Below are 22,325 nucleotides of genomic sequence, written 5' to 3' on the forward strand. Positions count from 1 at the left end.
AAACACCCTAAGGGTGTAAGAGATAAATATTGGCTATTAAAGTCTATATTAATAATGAAATTGACACTTATTTTAATAGTAACATTTACTCTACAATCCGTAGCCAATGTATACTCTCAGCAAAAAGTAACCATTAACCTTAAGTCTGCGGATTTTACAAAGGTTATTGCGGCTATTCAAAAGCAAACCAACTACCACTTCGTTTTTAGCGAGCGTAAACTATCTGCAACAAAAAAGGTATCCATCAATGTGGAGAACCGCGACGTTAGCGAAGTTCTTACCCGCTTACTTGAGGGGACCGATCTTAAATTTACGCAGCTTGAAAATAACCTGATCGTTATTACTACTAAAAACGAAATTGTTAATGCTGCAGTTATTACCGGTAATGTTGTTGATGAAAATGGCTTGGGTTTACCCGGCGTAACCGTAAAGGTTAAAGGCACAACTACTGGTACAGTAACAGACTCTAATGGCTCATTCTCTATTAATGCGCCTGATAATGCCATACTGGTATTTTCATTTTTAGGATACGAAACACAGGAAGTTTCAACAGCCGGCAAAACCACTATTTCGGTTAAACTGGCAACAGCAAGTAAAGGCCTTACCGAAGTTGTTGTTACCGCTTTGGGTATAACAAAAGAGCAAAAAAAGTTAGGCTATTCTGTATCTACCGTTGGCGGCGATCAACTTAATAAAGCAAAAGAATCAAACGTTGTACTTTCGCTTGAAGGCCGCGTAGCGGGTTTAAGTGTTGGTGCTGCAAACGGTGGCCCGGGCTCATCTGCAAGGGTATTGTTACGTGGTTTAACCAGCTTTACAGCGGGTAGCCCATTATACGTTATAAACGGCGTACCTATGGATAACACCCAGCGTGGTGCATCGGGCGAATGGGGTGGTGCTGATTATGGTGATGGTATCTCTAACATCAACCCTGACGATATTGAATCAATGACTGTATTAAAAGGCCAGTCGGCATCAGCGCTTTACGGTTCAAGGGCCGCAAACGGTGTTATATTGATCACTACTAAAACAGGTAAGAAAAACACTGCTTTTGGTGTTGAATTTAATACCAACGTGCAATTTGATAAACCTGTAGATAATACAGATTTTCAACAGGTTTATGGCCAGGGCATACAAGGCGTAAAACCAACTACACTTTCTTCTGCAATCGCATCAGGAAGTTTGGCATGGGGTTCTAAAATGGATGGTTCTGATGTAATGCAGTTAGATGGTGCTATGCATCCGTACTCGCCGGTAAAAAACAACTATATTTCTTTTTACCGTACAGCTCCAAGCTTTACTAATACTGCTTCGTTTACAGGCGGCAATCAAAACGGTGCTTTCCGTTTGTCTGTTTCAGACCTCCGCGCAAACTCAATGGTGCCAAACAGCTACCTTGACAGAAAAACTTTTAACTTTAATGGCAACCAGAATGTTACCAGTAAACTTAACATTAACGTAGTAGCTAACTATGTTATTGAAAATTCTAAAAACAGATCAAGCTTAAGTGATGGCCCGGGTAACCCCAACAACGGACAGCTTTTAGCCCCTAACCAGGACCAGAGGTTGCTTTCTCCAGGCATTAAAGCCGATGGTACAGAGCTCACCTTTACAGATGACACATATGTAACTAACCCTTATTTTGCAGCCAACTATTTTGTAAACAATATAAAACGCAAGCGTTTAATTACTTCGCTTTCTGCAAAATATGATTTCACAAAATGGCTTTACTTACAAGGCCGTGTGGGTTATGATAACATTAACGACGACAGGACTAATATTGAACCAACAGGTACCGCATATCGTAATGATAATGGTACAATGAGATATCTGAACACCCAAACAACAGAGTTTAATACTGACGTTTTGATCAATGCAAAGCATGACCTTGTTAAAGATCTGTTAAACTTAGACCTATCAGTTGGTGGTAACATCCGTAAATCAAACTTTGGCGGTTATTTCATTAACGGAGGTAACGGTGGTTTTACCATTCCTTATTTTTATAGTTTAACTAACTTTGCTTCTCGCGATAGCGGGCCGTTAAGAGATGATAACAAGCCATCGGTAAAACAAGTAAACTCTGCCTATTACTCAGCAGATTTTTCTATCAAAAACTTCCTGGTAGTAAGCACAACCGGCCGTTATGATGCTTATAGCAGCATTTCAAACGCTGTAGGTCGCGGTATATTTTCACCATCAGTTTCAGGTAGCTTTATATTCTCTGAATTATACCCGGTTACTGGTATGGATCTAGGTAAAGTAAGATTATCATATTCACAAACCAGTGGTGACCCTGATGCTTACGCTAACCAGGTTTATTACAACATCAACAACTCTATCAATGGTATACCTGCTGCCGGCATCAGTACGCAATTGCCAAATCTTTTCTTAAAACCATATACTTTAAAAGAACTTGAAGCTGGTTTGGAAATGAAATTCTGGGGCGATAGGTTAGGTTTTGACGTTGCTTACTTCTCTCGTCGTACACATAACGAGATCATTAACGCTACTATTGATTATTCTACTGGTTATAACAACAGGTATATCGCTACCGGTTCAACCCAAAACCGCGGTGTTGAAGTTGAAATACATGGCACCCCCGTTAAAACCTCAGACTTTAGCTGGACCCCATCATTCAACTTTACCTACGTTAAAAATAAGATCATTCAAACAGACGGGGTAACCAATTCAAATATTGCCTTCGGAACTTACCGCCCGTTAAATGCTAACCTTGCGTTAGTTGCCGGTTTACCTGGCCCGCAAATTTTAGCATACGATTACCAGCGTAGTGCAAATGGCAGTATTGTTTATGATGACAGCGGTTTACCAGTACAAGGTGATCTTAAACCAATGGGTTCAACTATCCCTAATGTTTATGGTGGTTTAAATAACAATTTCAACTACAAACAATTCAACCTTTCATTCCTGGTTGACTACCGTTTTGGCAACAAAGTGCTTTCTGCAACAAACTATTACAGCATTTTCAGAGGCTTAAACAAAATAACGCTTGATGGCCGCGAAACCGGTGTTGTTGGCGATGGTGTTACAAGCACCGGTGCTGATAATACAGTAAATGTTCCTGCACAAACTTATTACCAGGCTTTGGCCCGCAGAATATCTACTTTAAACGTATTAGACGGCAGCTTTATAAAATTACGCCAGGTTAGTTTAGGTTATACTTTCAATGCATCAATGCTAAGAGGCACTCCGTTCAGCAGCATAGGCGTATCGGCAGTTGCACGTAACCTTTGGACTATTATGAAACATACTGACAACATTGATCCGGAATCAGGTTTCTCAAATGATGTAAGGTATGCAGGTATTGAAGGCACAAGCCTGCCTTTCGCCAGGACATATGGTTTAAACGTCAACTTTAAATTTAAAAACTAACGAAATGAAAAAACGATATATATACAGCTGCATTATAGCGGGATCTATATTTATGGCGGGCTGTACCAAGAATTTTGATGAGATAAACACCAACCCCAATAAAACTACTGCTGATCTTATCAACCCTAATTATTTGGTTTCTCAGGCTCAGATGAACTTTTCTCAAACAGGCTATGATCAATTGCTTTTTCAGAGCATGTGGACCCAATCACTGGCATCAACATTTAGCTATTATAGCAATGGTGATAAATATGTGCTTGGTGGTAGCGGAATTGGTTACTATAACCGTACCTGGAATGCAGGATACAGTGCGCTTACCCTTGTTGACGAAATGAAGAACCTGGTAAAAGACAAACCGGAATTCGCTAACCTTGACAATTGCGGAACCATTATGCGCGTGTTGTTTATGCAACGCATTACAGATTTGTATGGTGATGCTCCCTACTCTGAAGAAGGCCAGGCAAAAAGCGGGATATTTACGCCTGTATTTGACAAACAGCAAGATATTTATACCGCTATGTTAAGTCAGTTAGATGCAGCCGCTTCGGCTCTGGATGCCTCAAAAGCAGGCCCGACATCAGATTTATTTTATGGCGGCGACATTTCAAAATGGAAACGTTTAGCCTACTCATTAATGTTGAAAGTTGCTATGCGTTTAACAAAAGCTGACGCGGCAACCGCCCAAAAGTACGCTGAAAAAGCTTTTGCAGGTGGCACTATGACAAGTGTTGCCGATAATGCAAAAGTACTTACTGATAACGCTAACGGTAATTCAAATTCCAACTCAAACGCGTTGTTGGTAACTGATGATTTCAGGGAAGTACGCTGGGGTAAAACATTAATTGATTTATTAAAATCAACTAATGATCCGCGTATATCTGCTATAGCCGAAATAACTGTTGGTAATGGTAAAGCTGCTAATGAAGACAGGAATACAGCCGGAGACAATACCGCAAGTTTACAATTAGGTATGCCTAACGGCTATGACCTGCTTAACGGCAGTACCGATATATCTAAAGCTCCTGGCTATCCTGGTGCTACCCCTGCGGCAACCGGTACTGATGCACCTGCACCGCTTGGTAAGTATTCTCGCCCACGCCTTAGGGTTTACGATGACCGTAATGCGGTAAATATGATATACACTTACGGAGAATCTGAACTATTATTGGCAGAGGCAGCTTCAAAAGGCTGGAATACAGGCGTTGCGGCAACACATTTTGCAAACGCTTTAGCAGCCGATATGAGGTCTCTTGCGTTAATGAATGCAACTCCGGTAGCAGTTGTTAGCGATGCAGATATTGCACTTTACGTTGCTGCTCATCCGCTTTTACCTGCAACAGCATTACAGCAAATTAACCTGGAGTATTATGTCGTTACCTCAACAACATTTAACTTTAATGAAACATTTGCTAACTGGAGAAGATCCGGGTTCCCGGTATTAACTCCTGTTACCTATCCGGGGCAATACGTATCAGGTGGTTTACCAAGAAGAATGCCTTACCCGGTTACTTTACCACAAACCAATGGTACAAACTACCAGGCGGCTGTGTCTAGTATGGGTGGAGACAACTTTAGCACCAGAGTTTGGTGGGATAAATAATCATACCCATTATAAAAAAGGAGACGAAATGTCTCCTTTTTTATAATTCTTTGTTCTTACTTATCTTATCTGCAACACCTAATTATTTATTATAAGTATCAACAAAAACTTATGGCCCTATTTGATAGATACTTTTTCAAGACAGCCTATAAAGCCGCTGTTATATGCATTGTTGAGGTTTGTTTTGTTCTTACATCATCTTTTGCACAGCAACCGCTTTTTAAGCTTTTGCCGGCTGCACAAACCGGTATAAAATTCAGCAATGATATTGTAGAGAAAGAATCGCTTAACGTACTATCATACGAGTATTTTTACAATGGCGGCGGCGTTGCAACCGGCGATATCAATAACGATGGCCTGCCCGATCTGATGTTCACCGCAAACATGAAACCCAATAAACTTTACCTCAACCTGGGTGGGTTAAAATTTAAAGACATTACAAAAGAGGCATCAACTTACCTTGAAGGCCGGTCAAACGGCTGGAAAACCGGCGTTACCATGGCCGATGTAAATGGTGATGGCCTGCTTGATATTTATGTCTGCTACTCGGGCAAAACTGATAACGAAACCCGTAGTAATCAATTATTCATTAACAAAGGAAATAACAAATTTACAGAAGAGGCAAAAGCCTATGGCTTAGCCGACCCGGGATACAGCACACAGGCTGCTTTTTTTGATTATGATAATGACGGTGATCTGGATATGTTCCTGCTCAATCATAACATTAAAAAGATTGACAATATGGAACTGGCGCGTTACAAAAACGAAACCGACCAACTGGCCGGCAATAAACTTTTCCGGAATGACGACAACCACTTTACTGATGTATCTAAAACAGCCGGTATTATTCAAAACCCGCTTACATTTGGCCTGGGCATTGCCATTGCCGATATTAATAAGGATGGCTGGGCAGACATCTACGTAACAAACGACTATAACGAACCCGATTATATATACATAAACACCCACGACGGCAATTTTGCCGAACGTTCAAAAGACATGCTGAGGCACATGTCGCACTTTTCGATGGGTGCCGACATTGCCGATTTTAACAATGACGGCCTGCCTGATATTATTACCCTGGATATGATGCCCGAAAGCAACCACAGGCAAAAATCGCTGCAATTACAGGAGAATTATGAATCATTTGCATTGATGCAAAACCAGGGGCTTTACAACCAATATATGCGTAATATGCTGCAGCTAAACAATGGCGATGGTACTTTTAGCGAGATTGCACAGTTAGCTGGTTTAGCAAACACCGACTGGAGCTGGTGCCCGCTCCTGGCCGACCTTGATAACGATGGTTATAAAGACATATTTGTAAGCAACGGTTACCTGAGAGATTACACCAACAAAGATTTTTTACGCTATTGGGGTGATTATAAAATTAAAAAGGCAATGGCCGCCGAGCCCTTTCTGTTGATGGATCTGATCTCGGCTATGCCATCTACCGCCCTGGCTAACTATGCTTTTAAAAACGACCATAACCTTACCTTTACCCAAAAACAGGCCGAGTGGGGATTAAATCAGCAAAGCATCTCCAGCAGTGCTATTTATGTTGATTTAGATAATGATGGCGACCTTGACCTCGTTGTAAACAATATTAACCAACCGGCATTTATCTATCAGAACACCGCTCGCGATAACGGGAACACATCGTATCTGGCGGTAAAACTACAAGGCACCGGCAAAAACACCAATGCTGTAGGCGCAAAGGCTTATATATACACCGGGCAAAACACACAGTACCAGGAAGTAAACCCTAACCGGGGATATTTGTCATGCGTATCAACCACTTTAAACTTTGGATTGGGCAATAGTAACGAAGTTGATTCGGCACGTATCATCTGGCCTGATCAGTCAAGTCAGCTGCTTACAAAAGTAAAGGCTAATCAGCTCCTTACCATCAGGTATCAACCAAAAGAAAAATTGTATAATGTAACGGCAAAAACAGTAAAGCCCATATTTACAACAGCACCCGCATTCATAAATTTTAAGCCCGAAGAGATCACCCTGAACGATTTTAAGCGCCAATTATTAATGCTTTTCATGTACTCACGCACGGCACCGGTTATCACAAAAGCAGATGTGAACGGTGACAGCCTGGAAGACCTTTTCATCAGCGGTGATAATAACGGGCCTGGTAAAATTTACCTGCAGCAAAGCGGTAGCAAGTTCCAAATGGTAGATATTATACGTGGCAGTAATGATAACATCGGTACAACTTCAGCCGCCGAATTCTTTGATGCAAACGGCGATGGCAAACCCGACTTGTATATTGCAAAAGGCGGTTATTCAACCTATGAGCCCAACACTGCCGTTTTGCAGGACGAATTATACATAAATGAGGGTAATGGCCGTTTTGTACTGTCCCCTATGGCTTTACCGGTATTAAACGCCAATAGCAAATCGTGTGTAAAGCCGTGCGACTTTGATGGCGATGGTGACCTTGACCTTTTTGTAGGCGGCAGGGTTATTCCGGGGCAATACCCTCTTCCGCCCGAAAGTTATTTGCTGGTAAATGACGGCAAAGGTAAGTTTACTTCCGCAACTATCCCGTTCAGGAAAGCGGGTATGGTAACCGATGCGCAATGGATAGACCTTGACGGTGACGGCCGTAAAGATTTAGTTATATGTGGTGAATTTATGCCGATAACTGTGTTACTGAATACAAAAAACGGCTTTCAGGATAAAACACCGGATTACTTTGGTACCCCTCAAAAAGGCTTTTGGTTTAAAATATCATTTGCCGATGTAAATGGCGATGGCAAACCTGATCTGATAGCCGGTAACCTGGGCCAAAACGTCCAATTCCATGCATCAGAAAACGAACCTGCCGAACTATACTTTGCCGATTTTGACAAGAATGGTTCAATTGACCCTTTCTTTAATTTTTACACCCAGGGCAAAAGCTACCCATTTGTAAGCCGTGATGAACTGAATGAGCAGATCTACCCCATGCGCAGACGGTTCGCCTCTTATAAAGCCTATGCCGATGCTTCTATCTCAGAAGTATTTACCTCTGAGGAATTGAGCACAGCCGCTAAACTAAGTATTAACGAAACTAAAACAACGCTCTTCATCAATCAAAACGGAAAGTTTATAGTTTCGGCATTACCAATACAGGCACAGTTTGCACCGGTTAGTCAAATACTAACCAAAGATTTTGACCAGGATGGCAAAACTGATATCTTGCTCTTAGGCAACCATGCCGACAATCGCCTTAAGCTGGGAAGTATAGATGCCAATTACGGATGTTTGTTAAAAGGCGATGGAAAAGGTGGGTTTACTTATGTAGATCAGCCCGTGTCAGGCTTATCCATTACAGGCGATGTAAAAGCAGCTTTGGAATTACAGATAAATAAAGCGCCCTATTTACTGATAGGCGTAAGTGACGGCCCTTTAAAGTTTTATAAAGAATGAAAATTTTAAAACAGTCCCTTATTATCTTTTTTGTATTTGCATGCCAATATTGCCAGGCGCAAAGCACTAAAAGAACACCCTACCCCAATTACCTGCAAATAAACCACGCAGTTAATGCAGTAACTATGGTAATGGTGCATGATGTTGTGAGCCCGCCGGTAGCAGCCCGCTATTACGCGTATTGCATGCTTGGCGCTTATGATATTGTTTCGGTCAACAATAAAAAAATCCCTGCCTTAAACAGCTTTGTTAAAAGTTACTTGCCCAATAATAGTTTAACGGATCTTACTATAAAATACGATTACAAAATTGCGGCTTATTACAGCATACTGGAAACCGCCAAACTTTTGCTCCCGTCAGGTTTTATGCTCAGTGATGATGAAGAAGCCTTTATCCGGTTGCTTCAAAAAAACGGGGTAGATCAAAATATAATTACCAACTCCGTAAAAGTGGCCGAAATGGCTTCTGCTGCGATAGTAGCTTTTTCAAAGTCTGACCATTACAGCCAGCTAAGTGCCCTTAGGCGCTATACCCCTTTAAAAGAGGACGGAAAGTGGTACCCAACGCCGCCCGCATATATGGAAGCCGTTGAACCTAACTGGAAAACCATCCGTACATTGGTTATAGACTCTGCCACGCAATACAAACCAACACCGTTAATACCTTTCAGCAAAGACAGTACATCAGCATTTTATGGCCAGGTAAAAGCGGTTTATGATGCTTCAAAACACTTAACCCCCGAGCAAATAAATCAGGCGCTTTTTTGGGATTGCAACCCGTTTGCGGTAACAACATCCGGCCATATGGCTATCGGCTACAAAAAAATAAGTCCGGGCGGGCACTGGATGCACATTACCGCGCTGGTGGCTAAACAAGCTAATCTTGGGTTTGATGAATCTATTATGCTCATCTCGTTAGAAGGTATCACCCTCATGGATGCCTTTATAAGCTGCTGGGAAGAGAAATTTACGAGCAATCGTATCCGCCCCGAAACGTTTATAAATAAGTATATGGATGTAAAATGGCAGCCGTTATTGCAAACACCTCCTTTTCCTGAGTATACCAGCGGGCATGCGGTAATATCTAATGCCTCGGCCGAACTGCTCACTTACTTTCTGGGTGACAATTTTGCTTATACTGATAATACCGAGATCCCGTTTGGTAGTGGCCAGCGTAACTTTAAATCGTTTAGAGAAGCAGCCGCCGAAGCTTCCATGTCACGTTTTTACGGCGGCATCCATTATATGGAGAGTATAGAAAAAGGCAATAAACAAGGAAAGCAGATTGCAGCAGGCATCCTTTACAAAATAAAAAAAGCGGGCATCGAGCCGCTACGCAAATAGTTAATTAAGCACTAAGAAAAATGAAACACCTCCTCGCCAAAAAAGTATCCTTATTATTCCTTTCAATTTTTTTGATAAGCAGTACAACGTTTGCACAACAATCCTACAAAAACGCTTCTTTGGATATAGATACGCGGGTAAAAGACTTGTTATCAAAATTAACACTGGCAGAAAAAGTATCCTTATTAGGCTACCGTAGCCAGGCTGTGCCAAGGTTAGGCATCCCTGCTTACAACTGGTGGAACGAAGGTTTACATGGTGTGGCACGCGCAGGCGAAGCAACTGTTTTCCCGCAGGCTATTGGTTTAGCGGCCACTTTTAACCCGGATCTTATCCAATCAGTATCAGACGTGATATCAACCGAGGCGAGGGCGAAATATAACTTATCTATAGCAAAAGATCGCCACCTGCAATACATGGGACTTACCTTCTGGACCCCAAACATTAATATCTTTCGCGACCCAAGATGGGGGCGGGGGCAGGAAACTTATGGCGAAGACCCTTACCTGACCTCCCGGATAGGCGTCGCATTTGTTAAAGGCCTGCAGGGTAATGACCCACTTCATTTAAAAACCGCTTCGGCCGCCAAACATTTTGTGGCCCACAGCGGCCCCGAGGCAACCCGTGATTATTTTGATGCCATTGTTGATGAAAAAGACCTGCGCGAAACGTACATGTATGCTTTTCACAAATTAGTTAACTCGGGCGTTGAATCTATCATGACAGCCTATAACCGGGTAAACGGCATTCCAAACTCCGTTAATAAACACCTCATATCAGATGTGTTGAGAAAAGAATGGGGATTTAAAGGCCACGTGGTAACAGATTGCGGTGCATTAGATGATGTTTTTTTAACCCATAAAACTATCCCAAACGCAACCCAAACCGCCGCCGCTGCTATTAAAGCCGGCATTGATCTGGATTGCTCATCAGTTTTGCAGGGCGACGTTATTAAGGCCGTGCAACAAAAGCTGTTAACCGAAAAAGAAGTAGACACAGCCCTTGGCCGTTTACTGAAAACGCAGTTTAAATTAGGATTTTTTGATGAGGCCGCTAAAAGTCCTTATGCCACTTACGGGGCAGACAGCATTCACTCAACTCAACATATTGCGCTGGCCCGTAAGGCTGCGCAACAAAGCATGGTGCTCCTGAAAAATAACAACAATATTTTGCCATTGAAAGAGGCCAACTACCCTGCCATAATGGTACTTGGGCCAAACGCGGCATCGTTAGATGCCATGCTGGGCAGTTATCATGGAGTTAGTAGTAAAGTAGTCAATTTTGTTGAAGGGATAACCGGCGCTGTAGACCCTGCAACAAGGGTGGAGTATGACCTGGGTTGCGATTATCGCGATACCACGCATTTTGGTGGTATTTGGGGTGCAGGCAATGCCGACCTCACTATCGCGGTTTTAGGCCTATCACCCGTACTGGAAGGCGAAGCCGGCGATGCTTTCCTGGCCGAGAACGGCGGTGACAAAAAGAACTTAAGCTTGCCTGCAAGCGAGATAGCCTTTATGAAAGCTTTGCGAAAAGGGGTTAAGAAGAAGCCCATTATAGCTGTAATTACAGCAGGCAGTGATGTTGATGTAGCTGCTATAGCAGAATACGCAGATGCCATTTTATATGCCTGGTATCCCGGCGAACAAGGTGGCAATGCACTTGCCGACATTGTATTTGGGAAAGTGAACCCTTCCGGGCGTTTGCCACTTACATTTTATAACTCTGTTAATGACCTCCCCCCTTATAACAGCTACAGTATGAACAACCGCACCTACCGCTATTTTAAAGGCCAGGTGCAGTATCCTTTTGGCTTTGGCTTAAGCTATACTACCTTCAACTACAATGCTGATGTAACGCCCAAAAAACAGTATACCTTTAAAGACACCATAGCAGTAACCGTTGCCGTTAAAAACGCGGGCAGTGTTGATGGCGACGAGGTTGTACAGGCATACATTAAATACCCGGATATTGACCGTATGCCGCTTAAGGAGTTAAAAGCTTTTAAAAGAGTTTCCGTCCCAAAAAATGGCACTGAAAAAGTATCAATAAAAATTCCTGTAGATGAGCTTCAAAAATGGGACATTAAAAACCACAAGTGGAAGATCTATCCCGGCACCTATCAATTGGTTCTGGGTAGTTCATCAGCCGACGAAAAATTGATCTCAAGTTTTCAAATCAAGTAAACGATCAGAAAGCTGTTTTTTAGTCTTGCAAGCCTTTCAGCCAAGCCGGAAAGTCTGCCGCCCTTAGTGAGTTTATTCCACTTTGGGGTTAGGCTGGCCTTTACCTGTAGTGATAAGGCTTTGCAAACTACCTTTGATATAGCTGCTCCAGGCATCAAAACAAATATCATAACATTCATATGCCGGAACCAGGCCCCAGTGGGTGAAATGAAGTTGCGTTTTCCCATCCTTTTCAGAAATATCAAAGCTGATCTTTGTACCGATCCACTCTGTCTTGTCTTCCGTAAAACTGAAATAGTTGTCCAAAACCAGCCAAACAATTTTTTTGTCTGGTATAACCTCTATTAATTTCATGGTACACTTGTGAAGGTCCCAGCGCTGGTAGGTAAACTCATCGTTCAGCTGGTTTGTACCGCCGTCAATTCTTTCAGACCACCATCCGCGAACGTTATTGACAGCATTGAATACCTCGTTAGGGGTTTGCTCTACCAAAAAGGTTGTGTTAAAATCGGGAGTTGCCATTTTATTACTTTTTTAGTTGGGTAATTTGTTATTTAATAAAGTTTCTAACTTTTTCAGTTTCGATGCCCAGAACTCGTCAAAGTAAGAGATCCAGGCTTGCAGTTCTTCAAAGCCATCCTTTTTCAGCGTGCAATACCGTTCCCTGCCAATATCCTGGATAGAGATAAATCCTGCGTTATGCAATATTTTAATGTGCTTTGAAACGGCAGGACGGCTCATGTCGAAATTATCTGCCAGGCTGTTGATAGTCAAACTATCGGCGGAGAGCAGCATCAGCATTTTCCGTCTGCTGGGATCTCCTATTACCTGGAATACGTCAAGCGTTGGTACGGCCATTTTGTGCAGTGTTTAAAAGTTTGTCGATGTTTTGGAGTTTCTCCACCCAGCCATGCAGCAAACCATTGTAAAAATCCAGGTTTTCTTTTTTCGAGAAACCACTGTGTTCTAAGAAAACCTCGGTGCCCTTATCCTTTGGTTCCAGTTTCCATATCACTACCGAATCCAGCGTGATCTTACCCTCACCCGGGCCGCTCTTCCATGAATAGGAAAGTTTTTTAAAGGGAACGATCTCTAATACTTTACAGTAAAAGATGCCATCAAAATTGAGGCTGGATATCGGGCCTGTTCTGAATTGAAAGTCGAGCCCTACAATGGGCTGAAAATCATTTTTCATGAGCCATTGCTCCATCAGTTCAGGTTTTGTAAGGTATTCCCAAACCGTCTCAGGAGGATGAGGGAAGAAAAATTGGTGATTAATGCTTTTTTTCATAATATGTAACTTTGAAGTTACTCAAATGTATAGGTAACTTTTGGGTTACGCAAATTTATTTCAAAAAAAATCACTTAAATAACTGCAATGCACTTATAATCATTTTGAACTGTACTCATATTCGTTAGTATATTTATAAACTATAACAAACATGTTCACTATAGCCATTCCTTTTTTTTGGATTATAGTAGTATTACAGGCATGCTATATTACAAGCACTTCAGGCAGGGCAAATGGAAACGAAAGAAATATTAAAACAGCACATTGCCAAAACAGCTACACTAACCGATGAGCAGTTCGATTATCTTTTTTCGCACTTTAAGCCGCAGTCTTACAAAAAAGGCCAGGTAGTAATTAGCGAGGGTGATAAAGTAGATAACGAATACTTTGTGATCTCCGGCTGTTTAAAAGCTTTTTTCATTAATGACGAGATTAAAATGTACATTCTGCAATTTGCTATGCCCACCTGGTGGACCTCGGATTATGGCGCTTTATACAACCATACCAGGGCTACTATCAGTATAGATTGTATCACCGATGCAGAAGTGCTTTGCCTTTCCAATCATGACCGGGAAAAAATTTGCAGCGAGTTGCACCAGGCCGAACACTTTTTCCGCTGGCGTACAAACCGAGGGTACCTGGCTTCGCAAAAAAGGCTGCTGTCATTTATGAATAATGATACCAAAGCCAGGTATGAAGAGTTGCTGTCATTATATCCACAGCTTTATAACCTGGTGCCCAAACACCTCATAGCCGCCTATCTTGGCGTTTCACGGGAAACGTTAAGCAGGCTTTATCACTCCCATAAATAGCCCTGCCGAATGTGATGTACATCACGTAGGTACCTGAAATTTCCTGCCGTCCTTTGTGCTATCAAATCATTAACGATTGATACATAAAGAAATGAAAACTAAAAATTTTAAAGTTGTAAGCACACAAAGCAACATCGATTGGACCGGCAAAAAAGTGACCGGCGCTCATAATGGTACCATCTCCATTAAAACAGGCACACTTGTTCTTGATAATGGCAAGCTCTTCGGCGGAAATTTTATCATTGACACTACCTCTATTAAAATACTGGATATTACCGATCAGGCTACCAACGCTCAATTTGCAGGCCACCTCTTTTCTGAAGATTTTTTCGCTTCAGACAGTTTCCCCGAAGCCTCATTTACTATTACCCATGCTGATAATATCGACAATGGTAAATATCAGATAAGTGGTGATTTAACCATTAAAGGTATCACCCACCCTGTTAGCTTCGCTGCAGATGTAATTATAACAGATGATGCAATTACCTCATCAGGCAAAATACTGGTTGACCGTACCAAATACGACATGAAGTTCCGTTCAGGTAACTTTTTTACCAACCTGGGCGATACACTCATCTATAACGAGTTTGAACTGGATGTGAAATTAATTGCAGAAGTCACCTTTTAATTTAAAAGCCATGCCATACGTAAAAATTGAGGTAACCCGTGAGGGCGTTACCCGCGAACAAAAACAAACCCTTATTGCAGGAGTGACCAAGCTGATCACCGAAGTATTAGACAAAGACCCAAAACTTACCCATGTGGTGATACAGGAAATTGAACTGGATGACTGGGGTTATGCAGGTGAGCAGGTATCTGTACTCCGCGAAAAAGGTATAACAGCTAAAAAACAATTTTAATAACAATTTTTAAAAACAAGATCATGAAACAACAAACCATTATAGTAACAGGAGCATCAACGGGTATTGGCAAAGCCATTGCCGGTTTATTTTTACAACACGGCCATAACGTAGTCATTAACTCGGCTAATGGCGATAATTTAACGGCAACTTTTAACGAACTGGGCCACCATGACAAATTAGCTATGGTTACCGGCAGCATTAGCAACCCGGCAACAGGCCAGCTACTTGTTGATACCGCCGTTGAACGCTTTGGCGCGGTTGACGTACTTGTAAACAACGCCGGTATATTTGAACCAAAACCGTTTTTGGATGTTGATGAAGCACATCTGGACAGCTTTTTAAACATCAACCTAAAGGGCACTTTTTTTACCAGCCAGGCCGCAATTAAGCAAATGCTAAAACAAGGCGAAGGTTCAGTGATTAACATTGGTACGGTATTGGTTGACCATGCCATTGGTGGTTTCCCTGCAACAGCGCCTATTTCCAGCAAAGGTGGTATCCACGCTTTAACAAAGCAGTTGGCTGCCGAATTTGGTAAAAACAATATCAGGGTGAACGCCATAGCGCCGGGTATCATCAGAAGCCCGTTACAAGCTAAAAATGGCGTTAGCGATGCGGATAGCCTTGCCGGTTTACACCTGTTAAACCGTATAGGCGAAACGCAGGATGTTGCCGAACTGGCCCTTTACCTTGCAGGTAGTAATTTTGTAACCGGCGAGATCATTAATTTAGATGGTGGTCATGTTTCTGGTCACCACATTGGGTAATAAACAGGTATGCAAAGGGACAATATACCCGGTGCATACCTTAAACAAGAAAAACGATGAGCAATTATGCAGATAATGCAACGGCTGTAGCAGCCGTATTATCAAACTACTTTGAAGGGATATTTAAAGGGGATATAGAACTACTTCGCAGTACCTTCCACCCACAGGCACTGGTAATTGGCGATATTAACGGGCAGCCTTATTTTAAAAGCCTGGATCAATACCTTGATGGTGTTAAAAACCGCAAAAGTCCGTTTGAATTGGGTGAAACATCCCGTATGGAAATATTGGCGATAGAAATTATCAACTCAATAGCTACTGCTAAAGTACGTGTGCCTATGTTTGACTTTAATTATCACGATCTGCTTTCCCTAAGCAAAATTAACGGGGAGTGGGTAATTGTAAATAAATTATTAACTAATGTAAGTATTTAAAGCCATGTGGAACCAAACCCCAATAACCACACTTTTAGGCATCAAATACCCAATCCTGTTAGGCCCTATGGGCGGAGGTTTTTCAACCCCCGAACTTTTGGCGGCAGTATCAAATGCAGGCGGACTGGGAAGCTTTGGAGCTTATACCCTTAGCCCCGAACAGATCCAGGAAGCAGATAAGGCTATAAAAGCGAAAACAGACAAGCCGTATAACATCAACCTTTGGGTTTCGGATGTGGATGACCGCTTAACTAATTATCCCATCGAAAGCCTGGAAAAAGTAAAGGCGTTATTTAAACCTTATTTTGATGAACTGAGTATCCCGCTACCTGATCTGGATACTCATATTCCTTCCAAATTTTTGAAACAGGTGGAAGCCATTTTCGAGATAAGGCCCGCCGTATTCAGCTTTATATTTGGTATTCCCTCAAAAGAAATACTGGACGAGGCCCGCAGGCTTGGCATTAAAACCGTTGGGGCAGCTACCACACTTGATGAAGCCTTAGCTTTGGAAGAAGCAAAAGTTGATGCCATTGTTGCTGCGGGGTTTGAAGCCGGTGGCCACCGGCCATCGTTTCTCAGGCCTGCACATGATTCTTTAACAGGTACATTCGCGCTTATCCAGCAATTAAAGGCTAAAATAAAAACACCAGTTATTGCTGCCGGCGGTATTGCGGATAGTAAGGGTATTGCAGCCGCACTAACTTTAGGTGCAGATGCAGTACAAATAGGAACAGCGTTTTTGGTTACCGATGAATCAGGCGCCACAACTGTTCATAAAGAGAGGCTTTTTTCTGATGAATCTAAATACACCATACTATCCAAATCATTAACCGGCCGCATGGGCAGAATGATCCGCAATAGGATCTCGGAAGAAGTTAATTACGAAACCGAGGTTCTGCCATTTCCACTTCAAACCCGTTTAATGGGCCCGTTGAGAGCAGCGGCACTGGCCCAGGGTAAAACAGATATGATTAATTTTTGGTCGGGGCAAAATGCGGTTAATTTAAAACATACCAAAGCAACAGAGCTCATGAAAACGCTGATAACCGAAACGCAAGATATATTCGATTCTTCAGAGAAATAAAAACTGTCAAGGATTGCACATTTTGCGCATGGCGATATGGGTTAGGCGTAACAGGACAAATCCCGAACCGCTTTTTTGAGGATTTGAAGCGTTTAGCGATCGAAGCATCTTTTAATACCAAATACGATTATGTTTACTTTAAAAAGCCATCCAGATAATCTAATATTGTTTTCGTCTGCATCATTAGGCTGACATGCCCCTGCGAAGGAACAATGGCCAATTGCGATTTCGGCATTGGCTCCAAATCAGCAGATACGCCACCTCCCAGTAACTGGTACGTTTTCATCAATTCCACTTTGTCCAGGCCATCATTGTCGCCCGATATAAGCAATACCGGCGAAGCAATTTTCGCAATATTGGCATCACCCACATTAAAGGGCACCCCGGCAAAAACAATCATTTGTTCAATGAACTTTGTCCATTTTGTTTTGTCAGGCGCTACCGCATCATATGCCACCTTTATAGGAGTATTGTTAAAAAATTCAGGCTTAAAACCTTTAAACCCATTATTTACTACGGGCAGCCAGCCACTGGTTTTGTAGGTAGAAGAAATGATCACTAATTTTCTTACCCGTTTAGGGCTTTTTACTGCCAACTGGTAAGCTATGGAACCACCCATACTATATCCTGCAACATCAGCACTATCAACTTTTAAAAAATTCATTACTCCTTCCACATCACTTGCCAGGGTAACAATGTCTAATTTTCTGTCTGAAAACGGCGTGTGTCCATGCCCCTGCAATTCAATGGCAATTACCTTTCTTGTTTTTGACAATTCAGGTATTAATTGCGCCCAGTTCATCTGAATTGTATAAAAAGCACCATGAAGCAAAACGAGAGGCCTACCCTCACCATATACTTCGTAGTAAACTTTAATGCCATTAACGGGCGCATAGCCACTGTCGGCAGGTTTAAGCTGTTGCCCGTTAGACTGAAATACTGTAAAAAATAGAACAGCGATTAATAGTACCGGTTTGAGGACCTTAGATCCTTTAAATACTCTTTTCATAAAACGTTGTTTTAGATTATTTTGATTTTATTGACAATACAAAGATGGAAGGCATTTCAGGATTTTACGCTGTGTAAAAACGACAAAATGAGGGTGAATAGCGACAAATAACAACCACTATAAAAGACGATATAATTTGAGTAGGGCACTGCCCGGAGCACGGCATACTCGTGACTCTTTTATCTAAATGACCTAGCTCGAACCCAAATGTGCGGAAGAAGGGACTCGAACCCAAATGTACCCAGCGCCGGGGTCGAATGATTTACTTAGAATAGCATACTACTAACATCAACTTATTTGATAGAGATCAGGCTGTAATTGAAACTTCAGGTATTCTAATGGTGTTTTCCCGGTATAGGCTTTAAAATCTTTTAGAAAGTGGTTTGAATCGTAGTACCCGTTTGATATTGCGATGCGCATCAAATCTACATCTTCACTTCCAACCAGTTCAAGGTACGCATGAATAAAGCGTTGGAGCTGAATGTACTCTTTGGGCAAAAGTCCAATATTCTTTACAAAACTCCTTTCCAGCCACTTGTAGTTTACGCCGGCATCATTGGTCACATTACGTACAGTGCTTTTCCCTTTTATTTTATGGATATAATCCAATGTTTTATGTAAGGTTTCAGGAGTGTTGATCTCCGTAAAAGAACTCTGAACGTATGCTCCGACAAATGCTACCTTTTCGTCAATAGAATTGCATTCAAAAAACTCTTCTATACTGAAGTTATTGTTCTTAGCAATGTATTCAAATGGGGTAACTGGGTTATATCTGAAATACTGAGCGTTTAAACCAAACAACTGATAGAAAGCACCCGGATGGAAACGAACTATAAAAACCTGTTCTGTATTATCATTGTATTTTACATAAACATTCTTAATTGAGCCGGCACTTGCCCATACAGCTTTAATTTCGAATGCATCGTTTCCCCCTGTTACCGCCACTGTGTCTTCACAAATTTGCAAAAACACAAGCACGGGAAACCCATCATTGAAAATAAGATGTGTATTATTCTTTGGGTCTCTGGAGAAAACATAAAATCCCTCGATAACAGATTCAATCTCTTTTGAAGGGCTAATTCTATAGCCGTCCTCATTAAATTCCCCTAATTGTATCTTCTTCAGATAATTTATTGGCATATCGCAAATTTACGGGAAATGCTAATGGCCGGAGAATTATACCATGTCTAATATTTACTATGCGTACAGTTTAAATACCCCTAGCTTTGCGCAAAACCGAATGATATTAATTTATGCTGATAAAAACGGAAGAAGAGCTGCAGGGCATAAAGAGAGTGAGTGAGGCAGTTGCGCTTACCTTACAAAAAATGAGAGTGTATGCCCGGATAGGCATGTCCACAAAAGACATAGACGAATACGGAAGACAATTATTAGAGGCCCTTGGTGCAAGGTCTGCCCCATTCGAAACCTATGGTTTCCCTGGTTATAGTTGCATTAGCGTTAACAAAGAGTTTGCTCATGGCGTTCCTTCAGACAAAGTCAATCTAAAAAATGGGGACATCATTAACATTGATGTATCCGCAGAACTAGGTGGCTTTTGGTCTGATAATGGATGCTCATTTGTTGTTGGAGAAGATATTCAGGAGGTACAACATTTGATAGATACTTCAAAAGAAATATTGCTTGATGCGATTTCTCAAATTAGCGGGGGAGTAAGAATTTCTGATATTGGGAAACTGATAGAAACCAAAGCTAAAAAAGCGGGATATACCGTTATACGAGATTTAGGTGGCCATGGGGTTGGGCGAAGTTTACATGAAGAGCCTGATGGGATAATGAATTATTACGACCGTTATGATAAATTGAGGCGATTTAGAAAGGATTCTGTTGTTGCTATTGAAACATTTATCTCCACTAAGTCTACATTTATTGAAACGGCGTCAGATGGTTGGGCTTTTGTAGGCAATAAAGGCGGATTTGTTGCCCAACACGAACACACCATATTGATAACGTCCGGCAAACCAATAATTTTGACAGCAGCGAATGGAATATAAAGGGAGCTGTACACCGCCGTGGTTGCCGGGAACTGCTGAAACGACTCTTTTTACGAAAAGAACGAGGCGCGTTTAAACCGGCCTGGGCGAACTGATAATAGCGTGCGGTCCTGTATTTGTGGGCAAACCGGCAATTATGCGCGATCATAAATTCTGAAACCTATGCACCCATTTATATAACGGGTTATACGTAATGCGGCTATTTTGTATATTAGTCCGATTACAAACATGATTAGCAGAGTAACGGGTTGGATAACGAAACAGTTCTAATGATGGAAGATTCAGAATTATGGGAGCTCTTCCGGGCCGGCAATCAGCCTGCTTATACGCAATTAGTTAACAGGCACTATAAGCCGCTGTTTAATTATGGCCGTCGTTTTTGCCAGGATCGTGAATTTTTGATGGACTGCATCCAGGAAGTTTTTTATGAATTGTGGAACAGAAAAGAAAAAATCAGTTCAACGCCATCAGTAAAATGGTACCTGTTCAAGGCTGTCCGGTTGAGGGTATTCCGGGATCAATCTAAATGGACTAAAAATGAAGAACTTTCCGATGAGTATAATTTTTCAGTTGAATTCAATATTGAATCAAAAATCATTAATGATTTAGAAATAAATGACTTATCTGTAAAAGTAAAAAATATCCTGAATGCCCTGCCGCCCCGTCAGCAAGAAATCATGTATTTGAGATTTTATGAGGGTTTAACTCTTAACCAGATTTCAGAAATCATGGGAATCAGCAACCAATCGTTACGTAATTTATTGCAGAAGTCTTATAAAAATTTCCGGGCAGAGTGGATCCCCCTACTTATTTTCCTCCCCTGCTGTAAATTAATTAACTGACAATCAGTTTTCTACAAAAAAAATAAATTTAATTACTTCTTTTCACCTTTTCCAGGGGTACATTTTATCGGTTTTTGAATATTGTTAGTATAAACCCATTGTAAATAGAGTTTCATGGCCAATTACGACAATTACGAAATTGAAGATTTTCTGCAGGATGATTCTTTTATTGACTGGATATTGAACGAAAAAGCCGAAGGCAATGCCTTTTGGACAACATTTTTGTCAGAGCATCCGGAAAAAAGAACTTTAATAGAAAAGGCCCGCGCTATTCTTATTTCGATAAACGTGAAACCGCTTGAGGATCAGCTATCGGATACCGAGATAAACCTGAGGGTAAACCTAATTCAAGACCAGGCTTTCCGTCAAATACCGGAAAGGCAGGTGCCCATGATCAAAATTTATCAGCGTCAATGGTTCAAAACAGCAGCTATCTTTCTGATTTTTATAACTATCGGGTTTATCTCTTACCAAACACTGACTAAATCTGATGATCTTATTACCAAAGATGTGTTAAACAACCAGGTGAAAATCAGTAACACAAGTAATAAATCGAAATTGGTGCTGATGAACGATGGGAGCCTGGCGGTGCTGACCCCGGGGTCTGAAATACAATTCCCTTCTGCCTTTAAAGGGGAGGAAAGAAATGTTTATCTGCAAGGCGAGGCTTTTTTTGAAGTTCACAAAGACCACAAACACCCGTTTCTGGTACACAGTCAAAATATGATCACCCGCGTTTTAGGAACAAGTTTTACTGTTAAGGCATTTAAAAATGCTGCAGAGTTCAGGGTTATAGTAAATACCGGGAAAGTGTGGGTTTACGATCAGAAGACTAAGCCGGCAGCCGAGAAAAAAGATGTTGTTATTGCCCTTTCGCCAAATCAGCAAGTTACCTACAAACGGAATGCCCTGCAATTTAAAAAAGACACGCTAATCCATCCATTATTACTTTCAAAAGAAGTGGCTGTTAAGGAATTGAATTTTACCAACATTCAGTTTAGCACTGTCATTAGCAAACTAAATGAAGCCTATGGTATTCAAATCGAGTATAACAAGCAAAAACTTGGCGATCTAAGAATAACCGCGTTATTGGCGGAACATCCGCTTAATGAAAAGGTAGAGCTGATCTGCCGGGCAGTGAACGCGAAATATAGGTTCGCAGACGGCCGGATAATTATTGAAGAAGACACACCGACTAATAAATAACCTGATTATAAAACCACAAAAGCCCACAAGTATGAAAAGAAAAAGTACATAGAT

At 41.6% G+C, this 22,325-nt stretch carries 19 protein-coding genes; 14 read left to right on the forward strand and 5 right to left on the reverse strand.

Translation table 11 applies throughout. The features are described from left to right. The first annotated feature begins 54 nt into the window (after positions 1-54). From WC743_RS18025 to WC743_RS18045, 5 genes are all read left to right on the forward strand, one after another. On the forward strand, positions 55-3,390 hold the full coding sequence (locus tag WC743_RS18025; RefSeq protein WP_373014153.1) for a SusC/RagA family TonB-linked outer membrane protein: 3,336 nt from the start codon (positions 55-57) through the stop codon (positions 3,388-3,390). Positions 3,391-3,394: 4 nt separating this feature from the next. Then, positions 3,395-4,990 carry a SusD/RagB family nutrient-binding outer membrane lipoprotein gene (locus tag WC743_RS18030; protein WP_373014155.1) on the forward strand — a complete coding sequence of 532 codons (1,596 nt, stop codon included), beginning with the start codon at positions 3,395-3,397 and terminating at the stop codon, positions 4,988-4,990. A gap of 111 nt (positions 4,991-5,101) precedes the next feature. Further along, on the forward strand, positions 5,102-8,416 hold the full coding sequence (locus tag WC743_RS18035; RefSeq protein ID WP_373014157.1) for a VCBS repeat-containing protein: 3,315 nt from the start codon (positions 5,102-5,104) through the stop codon (positions 8,414-8,416). Further along, positions 8,413-9,759: a vanadium-dependent haloperoxidase gene (locus WC743_RS18040; RefSeq protein WP_373014159.1), complete on the forward strand. Its 1,347-nt coding sequence runs from the start codon at positions 8,413-8,415 to the stop codon at positions 9,757-9,759. Before WC743_RS18035 ends, WC743_RS18040 begins: the two co-directional genes overlap by 4 nt. 20 nt (positions 9,760-9,779) lie before the next feature. Further along, positions 9,780-11,945: a glycoside hydrolase family 3 N-terminal domain-containing protein gene (locus WC743_RS18045; RefSeq protein ID WP_373014161.1), complete on the forward strand. Its 2,166-nt coding sequence runs from the start codon at positions 9,780-9,782 to the stop codon at positions 11,943-11,945. Between the two features lie 72 nt (positions 11,946-12,017). Here the strand turns inward: WC743_RS18045 and WC743_RS18050 are convergent, their stop codons facing one another. From WC743_RS18050 to WC743_RS18060, 3 genes are read right to left on the reverse strand one after another with little or no spacing between them, the layout of a single operon-like run. Then, positions 12,018-12,467, reverse strand: a complete 450-nt coding sequence (locus WC743_RS18050; RefSeq protein ID WP_373014163.1) for an SRPBCC domain-containing protein — start codon at positions 12,465-12,467, stop codon at positions 12,018-12,020. 12 nt (positions 12,468-12,479) lie between these two features. Next, positions 12,480-12,803 carry an ArsR/SmtB family transcription factor gene (locus WC743_RS18055; protein WP_373014165.1) on the reverse strand — a complete coding sequence of 108 codons (324 nt, stop codon included), beginning with the start codon at positions 12,801-12,803 and terminating at the stop codon, positions 12,480-12,482. Further along, positions 12,784-13,236 carry an SRPBCC domain-containing protein gene (locus tag WC743_RS18060; protein ID WP_373014167.1) on the reverse strand — a complete coding sequence of 151 codons (453 nt, stop codon included), beginning with the start codon at positions 13,234-13,236 and terminating at the stop codon, positions 12,784-12,786. The genes WC743_RS18055 and WC743_RS18060 overlap by 20 nt, the downstream gene beginning before the upstream one ends. A 233-nt stretch (positions 13,237-13,469) precedes the next feature. On the opposite strand from WC743_RS18060, the gene WC743_RS18065 reads away from it, so the two are divergent. The 6 genes from WC743_RS18065 (at position 13,470) to WC743_RS18090 (ending at position 17,199) form a co-directional block, all read left to right on the forward strand. Next, positions 13,470-14,048, forward strand: a complete 579-nt coding sequence (locus WC743_RS18065; protein ID WP_373014169.1) for a Crp/Fnr family transcriptional regulator — start codon at positions 13,470-13,472, stop codon at positions 14,046-14,048. Between the two features lie 91 nt (positions 14,049-14,139). Then, positions 14,140-14,676: a YceI family protein gene (locus WC743_RS18070; protein ID WP_373014171.1), complete on the forward strand. Its 537-nt coding sequence runs from the start codon at positions 14,140-14,142 to the stop codon at positions 14,674-14,676. Between the two features lie 10 nt (positions 14,677-14,686). Continuing rightward, a complete protein-coding gene (locus WC743_RS18075) occupies positions 14,687-14,908 on the forward strand; it encodes a 4-oxalocrotonate tautomerase family protein (RefSeq protein WP_373014173.1) in 222 nt (73 codons plus the stop codon). A gap of 23 nt (positions 14,909-14,931) precedes the next feature. Continuing rightward, on the forward strand, positions 14,932-15,678 hold the full coding sequence (locus tag WC743_RS18080; RefSeq protein ID WP_373014175.1) for an SDR family NAD(P)-dependent oxidoreductase: 747 nt from the start codon (positions 14,932-14,934) through the stop codon (positions 15,676-15,678). A gap of 56 nt (positions 15,679-15,734) precedes the next feature. Then, positions 15,735-16,112, forward strand: coding sequence for a nuclear transport factor 2 family protein (locus WC743_RS18085; RefSeq protein ID WP_373014177.1), 378 nt, complete (start codon positions 15,735-15,737; stop codon positions 16,110-16,112). A gap of 4 nt (positions 16,113-16,116) precedes the next feature. Continuing rightward, a complete protein-coding gene (locus WC743_RS18090) occupies positions 16,117-17,199 on the forward strand; it encodes an NAD(P)H-dependent flavin oxidoreductase (protein WP_373014179.1) in 1,083 nt (360 codons plus the stop codon). Positions 17,200-17,332: 133 nt separating this feature from the next. On the opposite strand, the gene WC743_RS18095 is transcribed toward WC743_RS18090, so the two are convergent. Beyond that, positions 17,333-18,208, reverse strand: a complete 876-nt coding sequence (locus WC743_RS18095) for an alpha/beta fold hydrolase (RefSeq protein WP_373014181.1) — start codon at positions 18,206-18,208, stop codon at positions 17,333-17,335. 288 nt (positions 18,209-18,496) lie between these two features. Further along, positions 18,497-19,348, reverse strand: a complete 852-nt coding sequence (locus WC743_RS18100; RefSeq protein WP_373014183.1) for a helix-turn-helix domain-containing protein — start codon at positions 19,346-19,348, stop codon at positions 18,497-18,499. A 113-nt stretch (positions 19,349-19,461) separates the two neighbouring features. Here WC743_RS18100 and map point away from each other — a divergent pair, with 113 nt between their 5' ends. The 3 genes from map (at position 19,462) to WC743_RS18115 (ending at position 22,271) form a co-directional block, all read left to right on the forward strand. After that, complete coding sequence (gene map, locus WC743_RS18105) at positions 19,462-20,223, forward strand: type I methionyl aminopeptidase (protein ID WP_373014185.1); 762 nt, start codon at positions 19,462-19,464, stop codon at positions 20,221-20,223. Positions 20,224-20,492: 269 nt separating this feature from the next. Further along, positions 20,493-21,065 carry an RNA polymerase sigma factor gene (locus WC743_RS18110; protein ID WP_373014187.1) on the forward strand — a complete coding sequence of 191 codons (573 nt, stop codon included), beginning with the start codon at positions 20,493-20,495 and terminating at the stop codon, positions 21,063-21,065. A 114-nt stretch (positions 21,066-21,179) separates the two neighbouring features. After that, complete coding sequence (locus tag WC743_RS18115) at positions 21,180-22,271, forward strand: FecR family protein (protein WP_373014189.1); 1,092 nt, start codon at positions 21,180-21,182, stop codon at positions 22,269-22,271. Positions 22,272-22,325: the final 54 nt, after the last annotated feature.

The organism is Mucilaginibacter sp., assembly GCF_041660805.1.
In the GTDB taxonomy this organism is placed as follows: domain Bacteria; phylum Bacteroidota; class Bacteroidia; order Sphingobacteriales; family Sphingobacteriaceae; genus Mucilaginibacter.

Excerpts from the sequence above, each read along its gene's own strand:
- WC743_RS18025 (WP_373014153.1), top strand. The coding sequence starts at position 55 with ATGAAATTGACACTTATTTTAATAGTAACATTTACTCTACAATCCGTA.
- WC743_RS18030 (WP_373014155.1), top strand. The coding sequence starts at position 3,395 with ATGAAAAAACGATATATATACAGCTGCATTATAGCGGGATCTATATTT.
- WC743_RS18035 (WP_373014157.1), top strand. The coding sequence starts at position 5,102 with ATGGCCCTATTTGATAGATACTTTTTCAAGACAGCCTATAAAGCCGCT.
- WC743_RS18040 (WP_373014159.1), top strand. The coding sequence starts at position 8,413 with ATGAAAATTTTAAAACAGTCCCTTATTATCTTTTTTGTATTTGCATGC.
- WC743_RS18045 (WP_373014161.1), top strand. The coding sequence starts at position 9,780 with ATGAAACACCTCCTCGCCAAAAAAGTATCCTTATTATTCCTTTCAATT.
- WC743_RS18050 (WP_373014163.1), bottom strand. The coding sequence starts at position 12,467 with ATGGCAACTCCCGATTTTAACACAACCTTTTTGGTAGAGCAAACCCCT.
- WC743_RS18055 (WP_373014165.1), bottom strand. The coding sequence starts at position 12,803 with ATGGCCGTACCAACGCTTGACGTATTCCAGGTAATAGGAGATCCCAGC.
- WC743_RS18060 (WP_373014167.1), bottom strand. The coding sequence starts at position 13,236 with ATGAAAAAAAGCATTAATCACCAATTTTTCTTCCCTCATCCTCCTGAG.
- WC743_RS18065 (WP_373014169.1), top strand. The coding sequence starts at position 13,470 with ATGGAAACGAAAGAAATATTAAAACAGCACATTGCCAAAACAGCTACA.
- WC743_RS18070 (WP_373014171.1), top strand. The coding sequence starts at position 14,140 with ATGAAAACTAAAAATTTTAAAGTTGTAAGCACACAAAGCAACATCGAT.
- WC743_RS18075 (WP_373014173.1), top strand. The coding sequence starts at position 14,687 with ATGCCATACGTAAAAATTGAGGTAACCCGTGAGGGCGTTACCCGCGAA.
- WC743_RS18080 (WP_373014175.1), top strand. The coding sequence starts at position 14,932 with ATGAAACAACAAACCATTATAGTAACAGGAGCATCAACGGGTATTGGC.
- WC743_RS18085 (WP_373014177.1), top strand. The coding sequence starts at position 15,735 with ATGAGCAATTATGCAGATAATGCAACGGCTGTAGCAGCCGTATTATCA.
- WC743_RS18090 (WP_373014179.1), top strand. The coding sequence starts at position 16,117 with ATGTGGAACCAAACCCCAATAACCACACTTTTAGGCATCAAATACCCA.
- WC743_RS18095 (WP_373014181.1), bottom strand. The coding sequence starts at position 18,208 with ATGAAAAGAGTATTTAAAGGATCTAAGGTCCTCAAACCGGTACTATTA.
- WC743_RS18100 (WP_373014183.1), bottom strand. The coding sequence starts at position 19,348 with ATGCCAATAAATTATCTGAAGAAGATACAATTAGGGGAATTTAATGAG.
- map (WP_373014185.1), top strand. The coding sequence starts at position 19,462 with ATGCTGATAAAAACGGAAGAAGAGCTGCAGGGCATAAAGAGAGTGAGT.
- WC743_RS18110 (WP_373014187.1), top strand. The coding sequence starts at position 20,493 with ATGATGGAAGATTCAGAATTATGGGAGCTCTTCCGGGCCGGCAATCAG.
- WC743_RS18115 (WP_373014189.1), top strand. The coding sequence starts at position 21,180 with ATGGCCAATTACGACAATTACGAAATTGAAGATTTTCTGCAGGATGAT.